Origin of the sequence: Pseudomonas sp. RIT357 (assembly GCF_000632245.1) — a bacterium.
GTDB lineage: Bacteria > Pseudomonadota > Gammaproteobacteria > Pseudomonadales > Pseudomonadaceae > Aquipseudomonas > Aquipseudomonas sivasensis.
The window spans coordinates 284768-292547 of record NZ_JFYX01000049.1 but is presented as its reverse complement, the minus strand read 5'-3'; the positions used below and the strand labels follow the sequence as shown (position 1 = coordinate 292547).

Annotated in this window: 5 protein-coding genes; all 5 read left to right on the top strand. The window is 61.5% G+C overall.

The features are described from left to right. The first annotated feature begins 851 nt into the window (after positions 1–851). Positions 852–3188, top strand: coding sequence for a bifunctional diguanylate cyclase/phosphodiesterase (locus tag BW43_RS00005; protein WP_032891874.1), 2337 nt, complete (start codon positions 852–854; stop codon positions 3186–3188). A 194-nt stretch (positions 3189–3382) separates the two neighbouring features. Next, positions 3383–4057, top strand: a complete 675-nt coding sequence (locus tag BW43_RS00010; RefSeq protein WP_032891873.1) for a methylamine utilization protein — start codon at positions 3383–3385, stop codon at positions 4055–4057. Continuing rightward, entirely contained in the window at positions 4041–6389 is a 2349-nt protein-coding gene (locus BW43_RS00015) for an EAL domain-containing protein (RefSeq protein WP_032891872.1), read from the top strand. The genes BW43_RS00010 and BW43_RS00015 overlap by 17 nt, the downstream gene beginning before the upstream one ends. A 9-nt stretch (positions 6390–6398) precedes the next feature. Continuing rightward, complete coding sequence (locus BW43_RS00020; protein ID WP_032891888.1) at positions 6399–7256, top strand: DUF3034 family protein; 858 nt, start codon at positions 6399–6401, stop codon at positions 7254–7256. Next, positions 7256–7675 carry a group 1 truncated hemoglobin gene (locus BW43_RS00025; protein WP_032891871.1) on the top strand — a complete coding sequence of 140 codons (420 nt, stop codon included), beginning with the start codon at positions 7256–7258 and terminating at the stop codon, positions 7673–7675. Before BW43_RS00020 ends, BW43_RS00025 begins: the two co-directional genes overlap by 1 nt. The last annotated feature ends 105 nt before the right edge of the window (positions 7676–7780 follow it).

Below are 7780 nucleotides of genomic sequence, written 5' to 3'. Positions count from 1 at the left end.
ACCCCCGATGGCAGTGGGTCAGTCACAACTGCATCAACTGACACACCCTCATCGGGAGCAAGCCCCCTCCCACATTTTGATCTCCACATATCAGATAAGTCCCAGCCTGCTTTAGATCTGCTTTAGATCTGCTTTAGATCTGCTTTAGATCTGCTTTAGATCTGCTTTAGATCTGCTTTAGATCTGCTTTAGATCTGCTTTTGCTTTGCTTTAGATCTGCTTTAGATCTGCTTTAGATCTGCTTTAGATCTGCTTTAGATCTGCTTTAGATCTGCTTTAGATCTGCTTTAGATCTGCTTTTGCTTTTGCTTTTGCCTTTGCTCTTACATCCTTTTCGCTGACGAAGTCAGCGGTCTTTTGATCTGCGCTTTTGATCGTGATCTTAGGCGCCCCGTCAAACACGCTGGCCGCACGCAGGCTTGAATCCGTGGGTAACCCGGCAGGACGCCGGGTTAGCCGCACTGGGCCATGGATGGCCCATTGCGGCGGCCCACGGATTCAAGCCGGAGTGCGGGCACACCGAGCCTAAGCGAGGTGCCGAGTGTTGGGGCAAGAGCCCTTTGGTTACTTTGGGGCTTTTCCAAAGTGACCCGCCGTAAGGGCGGAACCAATACCCGCCGTTACCCAAATAACGGATATACCCCCCAAGCCAACCCTCTGTCGCCAATAAACCGCCACCTAAATCCCCACGTTTATTGAATGCACACCCCCCAACTCCCAGCTAATCTCCTCACACCCAATATCCAACGAAAATGGATATTTTTTTGACGCCAGGTCAGCTGTCGCAAGGAATGCACATGACAAAAGGACGTAGTGGCAGAGAGAGGCGAACACTGCCAGAGGGCACCGCCATGACGTGGCGCCATACGTTCCAAACTCGCATCGCCGGGGTGCTGGCACTGCTGCTGCTGGTGGTCGTCGCCGCCACCTATTTTGCCGTCAAGGCCGCCACCACCCGCGCGGTGGAGAACCAGGCGCAAGTCCAGTTGAAAACCGGAACCCAGGTGTTCGAGCGTCTGCTGGACCTGCGCGGGCGTCGCCTGCAATACGGCCTCGATTGGCTCACCGTCGACGGCCCGTTCAAGCAAGCCGTGGCCGAAGGCAACACGGTGTCGATTCTGGCTGCACTGCGTCGGCATGGCTCCGGCGTCCGTTCCAGCGAGGTGTTTGTGCTGGGGCTGGATGGCAAGGTCGTGGTCAGCACGTTGCCCATCCTCACGCGCGGGCAGCTTTTTCCCTATGACACTGCCTTGCGCCATGCGCGGCGTGACGGCTTGCAAATGGTGATTGTCGCCTTGGACGGGCGGCCTTACTTGCTGGTGCAGGATGAAGTCCTCGACCCCCTGCCCATCGCCCGCGTTGTCATGGGCTTTGCCATGGACCAACTGTTCGCCAACGAACTGCGTTCCATGAGCAACCTGGAGGTGTCGTTTCTCAGCGTGCAGGACGGCAAGCCCGGTCCGTTGTTCAGTACCCAGCCTGTCGATTATCAGGCCGGCACCCTCAGCCTGCTCCACGATGCGCCTTTGAACCCAGAGGCGCAGATCCATCCGTTTTACGGTGAGCGTGTGCTCAGCCAAGTGTTGCCGCTGGCCAACACCGGTGACGGCAACGAGGTGCGCGTATTGCTGCAAAGCCCGCTGGACCACGCGCTGGAATCTTTTGCGCCGCTGGACCGGCAGTTCCTCGGGATCGCCCTGGCCGTGCTGGTGGTCTCGTTGGCCGGTGCGTTGTTCCTGGCGCGGCGGGTGTCGCGCCCGCTCAATGCGTTGGTGGAGGCGGCCGGGCGCATTGGCGCGGGGGATTACCGCACGCCGGTGCGGGTGCGCAGCCACGATGAATTCGGCCTGTTGGCCCGTGCGTTCAATGCCATGCAAAGCCGCATCGCCGTGCGCGAACGGCAACTGGCCCATAACGCCCTGCATGACGCTCTCACCGGGTTGCCCAACCGCGCGCTGGCGATGGAGCGCCTGGGCAGCGCGATCAGTGCGCGTCGGCCGGTGGTGTTGCTGTACCTGGGTATCGAAAACTACCGGGTCATCAACGAGGGCTTCGGTCCCGAGGGCGTTGAAGAGATGATGCGCGAGGCCAGCCGGTGTCTGTCCATGAGCCTATTGGCCAGCGATACCGCCGCGCGCATCACCAGCAGCGAATTCCTGTTGTTGCTGGAAAATACCGAGGTTGACCGCGCCGTAGCCCGCGCCGACCGCCTCTACGCGCTGCTTACCGAACCCCAGCGCATCGGCAATGACGAAGTGCGCCACGAGGTGAGTATCGGCATCGCCGCGTACCCCGCCGACGGCCAGTATGTGGAAGAGTTGATCAGCCGTGCGGCCATCGCGCGTCACGATGCAACGACGCTGCCCGGTTATCTACAGATCTACCAGCAGGACCGCGATCTTGCGCACCAGCGCCAGATCAGCCTGATCCGCGACCTGCGCCGTGCGGTCGTCGAAGGTGAGTTGCACCTGTGTTATCAGCCCAAGCTCGACCTCCTGCATGGCCATGTTCGCCAGGCCGAGGCCTTGCTGCGCTGGCAGCATCCGACGCTGGGGCTGGTATCGCCCGCCGAGTTCATTCCCCTGGCTGAACGCACTGGCAGCATGGGTGGCCTGACCCAGTGGGTGATCGAAGAGGCTATTCGTCAGATCGGCGAGTGGGCGCAGCGCGGATTGCATATCCAGTTGTCGGTGAATATTTCGGTGGACGACCTGGCCGATGATGACCTGGCGATTCGTGTGACCACCTTGCTGGAACACTACGACGTGCAGGCCCAGCAACTGATTTTCGAGATCACCGAAAGCGCGATCATGCACAACCCGAAGCAGGCCCTCAGCGTGCTGGAACAATTGCGTGGGTGTGGCATCAGCCTGTCGGTGGATGACTTCGGCACGGGCTATTCGTCGCTGGCGCAATTGCAGCGCTTACCGGTGCAGGAGTTGAAGATTGACCAGTCGTTTGTGCGCAACCTCGACAGCGCCACGGGCGACGGCGTGATCGTGCGCTCCACCATCGAAATGAGCCACAACCTGGGGCTCAAGGTAGTGGCCGAAGGCGTGGAGTTCGAGCCCAGTCTCAAACTCCTCAAACAGTGGAACTGCGATACGGCCCAGGGCTACCTCATCAGTCGGCCGCTCAATGCCATGGCGTTCGAGATGTGGATGCGCCGCGAGCGCGCGCCGGTCTGAAGCCCGCGTCTATAGTTTTTAGGCCCCAGGCCGATACGCTCTACAAGGCTTGACCGTTTGCACAGTTATTTACCGACCAACGGTCAAGTATCCATCGCTATTGCATGATGGCATTGTGCCTTGTTTGCGGCATCATGACCGTAACCCACTGTGCCAGGGCTGGCCGCTCATTTTCCATTTTTTGCGGATCGACCATGGCCCGAACTCCTCCCTTGCTCTCCCTGACGCTGATGCTGATGTTGGCCGGCTCTGCGTCGGCGGCCACGCTGGACCTGGTGTTCAAGCGGGCCGATGGCAGCCCGGTGGCGGATGCGGTCGTGACCCTGCAAGGCCCGCCCGGCGCATCGTCGGCCGTGCTCAAGGCGAATATGGACCAACGCGGCCAGCGCTTTGCGCCCCATGTGCTGGCGGTACACACCGGCACTCAGGTGCGCTTCCCCAACAGCGACAACATCCGGCATCAGGTCTATTCGTTCAGCGCCGCCAAACGTTTCGAACTGCGCCTGTACGAAGGCACGCCCGCCGAGCCGCTGCTGTTCGACAAACCCGGCGTGGTGGTGCTGGGCTGCAATATCCATGATTGGATGCTCGGTTACATCTACGTCACCGATGACCCGCTCTTCGCTGTCAGCGATGCCCAGGGCCAAGTGCACCTGGAGCAGCTGGCGCCCGGTGATTACCACGCCACCCTGTGGCACCCGCAGTTGGCGGATATGCAGCCCTTGGACGGCGGTACCCTGCACGTGCCTGCCGCTGGCCTGAGACACAACGTAGTGCTGGCCCTGGAGCCGGCGTCCGAGGATCTTCCGCCGACGCCAAGTGCCTTTGGCGATGCCTTCAATCGAGCCGCCCGTGAAACTGCGCAGTAGTTTCCAGGCGCGGGTCGCCAGCGTCCTGATCCTGCTGTTGCTGGTGGTGATCGGCGCACTGTATTTCAGCGTCAAGGCTGCCACCAATTCAGCGGTGCGCAGCCAGGCGCTGGCCCAGTTGGATGTGGGCGCGCGGGTTTTCGAGCGCTTGCTGGACGTACGTGGGCGGCGCCTCGCTGACGGCGTGCAACTGTTGGCGGCCGACTTCGGTTTTCGTGATGCGGTGGCCAGTGGCGATTCGGCGACGATGCGCTCGGTGCTGCTCAACCACGGCAAGCGCATCAACGCCAGTGACATGATCCTGCTGGGCATGGACGGCAAAGTCCTGGCCAGTACCCTCAGCGAAGTGCCCGAGGGCTCGACCTTCAAGTATGACCAGTCACTGCGCGAGGCCCGGCGCAATCGCCAGGTCATGTTGATTGTGCCGCTGCAAGGCAAGCCGCACCTGTTGGTGGAAGCCTCGGTGCTGGCGCCGCTGCCGATTGCGCGGGTGGTGATGGGCTTCAGCATGGACGGTGCGTTCGCCGATGAGTTGCGCTCGTTGAGCAACCTGGAAGTGTCGTTCCTGGCGATTGAAAAAGACCAGCCTGGCGAGTTGGTCACCACCCAACCTCAAGAGCTGCGCAGGAGCATCCTTGCATTGATGCAGGGCGATTCCACGCGCCGTGGCGTGTCCACCACCGATCACCTGGAGCAGCGTTTCCTCAATCAGTCGTTGGTATTGGCCAGCGATGAAAACGGCAAAGTCCTGGCGTTGCTGCAAAGCCCGCTGGATGCGGCGATGCAAGCCTTTGTGCCGTTGGATGAGAAGATCCTCGCCATCGCACTGGTCGCGTTGCTGGCTTCGTTGATCGGTGCCTTGCTGCTGGCGCGCACCGTGTCGCGCCCAGTGCAGGCGCTGGCCCTGGCGGCCGAGCGCATTGGCCAGGGCGACTATCAAACGCCCGTGACCCTGGCCCGCAGTGACGAACTGGGGTTACTGGCCCATGCGGTCAATTCCATGCAAAGCGGCATCGCCGAGCGCGAACAGCAGCTTGCCCACAATGCTTTGCATGATCGCCTCACCGGCCTGCCGAACCGGGCACTGGCCATGGAGCGTCTGGGCAGCGCCATTGCGTTGAATCGGCCGGTCGCGTTGATCTACCTGGGCATCGACAACTTGCGCGTCGCCAGCGAAACCGCCGGGACGGATGCGGTGGACCAATTGCTGCTTGCCGTCAGCCGTCGCCTGGAAGCCGTGCTGCGCCCCGGCGATACCCTGGCGCATCTGATCGCCGACGAGTTCCTGCTATTGCTCGAAGGCGCAGGCAGCGACGAGGCGGTGGGCATGGCCGACAAACTCCAACAACTGTTGCTGCGGCCCCAGCGCATCAACGGCCATGACCTGGCGCTGGACTGCCGTTTGGGCATCGCCGCATTCCCAGCCGATGGCGAAAGCCCGCACACCTTGCTTGAACGCGCGGCCATCGCCATGAAAGACGCCGCGCAAATGCCCGGTCGCCTGCAGGTCTATGAACATGGCCGTGACCTCGCGCACCGCCGCCAGATCACGCTGATCCGCGACCTGCGCCACGCGCCCAACCAAGGCCAATTGCTGCTGCATTACCAGCCCAAGCTGGACATTCGCGAGGGCCACGTACGTCAGGCCGAAGCCTTGCTGCGCTGGCAGCATCCGCAGTTCGGCATGGTCTCGCCGGCGGAGTTCATTCCCTTGGCCGAGCGCTCCGGCAGTATTCAGTTGCTGACCCACTGGGTGATCGAAGAGGGCATTCGTCAGCTGTGTGAGTGGAACCGCCGTGGCCTGTACCTGCAGTTGTCGTTGAACATCTCGGCGGACGATTTGCTCGGCGATGAACTGGCCCACCGCGTCTCGGCGTTGCTGCGTCGCTACGGTTTGCCGGCTGAGCAACTGGTGTTCGAAATCACCGAAAGCGCAGTAATGCGCGAGCCGGAAAAAGCCCTCAAAGTCCTGCACCTGCTGCGTGATTGCGGCATCAGTCTGTCGGTGGATGACTTCGGCACCGGCTATTCGTCCCTCGCGCACCTCAAGCGTCTACCGGTGCAAGAGTTGAAGATTGACCAATCCTTTGTGCGCAACCTCGATGAAACCAGTGAGGACGCGGTGATCGTGCGTTCCACCATCGAAATGAGCCACAACCTGGGCCTCAAAGTGGTTGCCGAGGGCGTTGAATATGCCCATAGCCTGCGCCTGCTGGAGCGCTGGCAGTGCGACACGGCCCAGGGTTATCTGATCAGTCGGCCTTTGAGCGCTGACGCTTTCGAAGCCTGGGTGGCGTTGCCACTCAGTGCGCAAACTTCCCTGGTTCATTGAGTGGCTGACGTGCGTCTTTCTCTACTGATCGGCTGCCTGGCCGCCCTGACTGTGCAAACCACCCTGGCCGACAACGGCCGCCTGATCGCCACCGGCGGTGCCAGCAGCATCGAGGGCACGGCGGGCGGCGGCATCACGCCGTGGGCGGTGCTGGCTGGCTATGGCGAACAGCACGAGTGGGGCGCCACGGCGTTCGCCACCAGCGTCAACCTGCCGGACTATCGGCTGGATGTGGCGGGGCTGGCGTTGGCCTATGACAACCGCGTCGAAGTCTCTTTTGCCCGCCAGCGCTTTGACCTCGGCAGCCTGGTGCACAAGCTGAATCTGCCGGAAGACAACCTTGGCCAGGATGTGCTCGGTGTGAAGGTCCGCCTGTTCGGTGACGTGATTTACGACCGCTTGCCGCAGGTTTCGCTGGGCCTGGAATACAAACACCAGACCAACTTCGACATCCCCAGCCTGGTTGGCGCCAAGCGTGACAGCGACGTGGAGGGCTACCTCGCCGCCAGCCGTTTGTTCATGGGCGCGGCGTTTGGCTACAACGTGCTGGTCAACGGTAGCCTGCGTTACAGCCGCGCCAATGAAACTGGCCTGCTTGGCTTCGGCGGCGACCGCCGCGACCGTCGCAGCCTGCTCAAGGAAGGTTCGGTGGCCCTGCTGTTCAACCCGCGCTGGGCGGTGGGCGTGGAGTACCGCGAGAAGCCCGATAATTTGTCGTTCGCTGGCGAAAGCGACTGGGCGGACGTGTTTGTCGGCTACTTTCCCAACAAGCATGTGTCGTTTGTGCTGGCCTACGCGCGCCTCGGCGAAATCGCTACGTTGGATAACCAGAACGGCACCTACCTGTCCGTACAGGGGAGTTTCTAATGCGCCTTTTACCGATTGCGCTGGTGCTGCTGCTCAGCGCCTGCGCCCAGCAACCGCCCAAGGACGACAGCCTGTACCGCGACCTTGGCGCCATGCCCGGCATCACGCGGATTGTCGAAGGCATGCTGCTCAACATTGCCCGGGATCAGCGCATCGTCGAACGCTTTCGGCGCGTCGATATCCAGCGCCTGCGCAACAAGTTGATCGAACAGTTCTGTGTTGAAGCAGGCGGGCCGTGCACCTACACCGGTGACAGCATGGCCGAGAGTCACAAGGGCCAGAATGTGAGCCGCAGTGACTTCAATGCGTTGGTGGAGGATTTGATCAAGGCGATGGACAGCGAAGGGATCTCGGTGCCGGTTCAGAATCGGTTGATTGCACGGTTGGCGGTGATGCGCGGTGAAGTGATCGAGCACTAGTTTCATGAGTGCCGGCGGCAAGCGTGGGAGGGGGATTGCTCCCGATAGCAGTGCGCTAGTGACATGAGCATTGGCTGACCCACTGCCATCGGGGGCAAGCCCCCT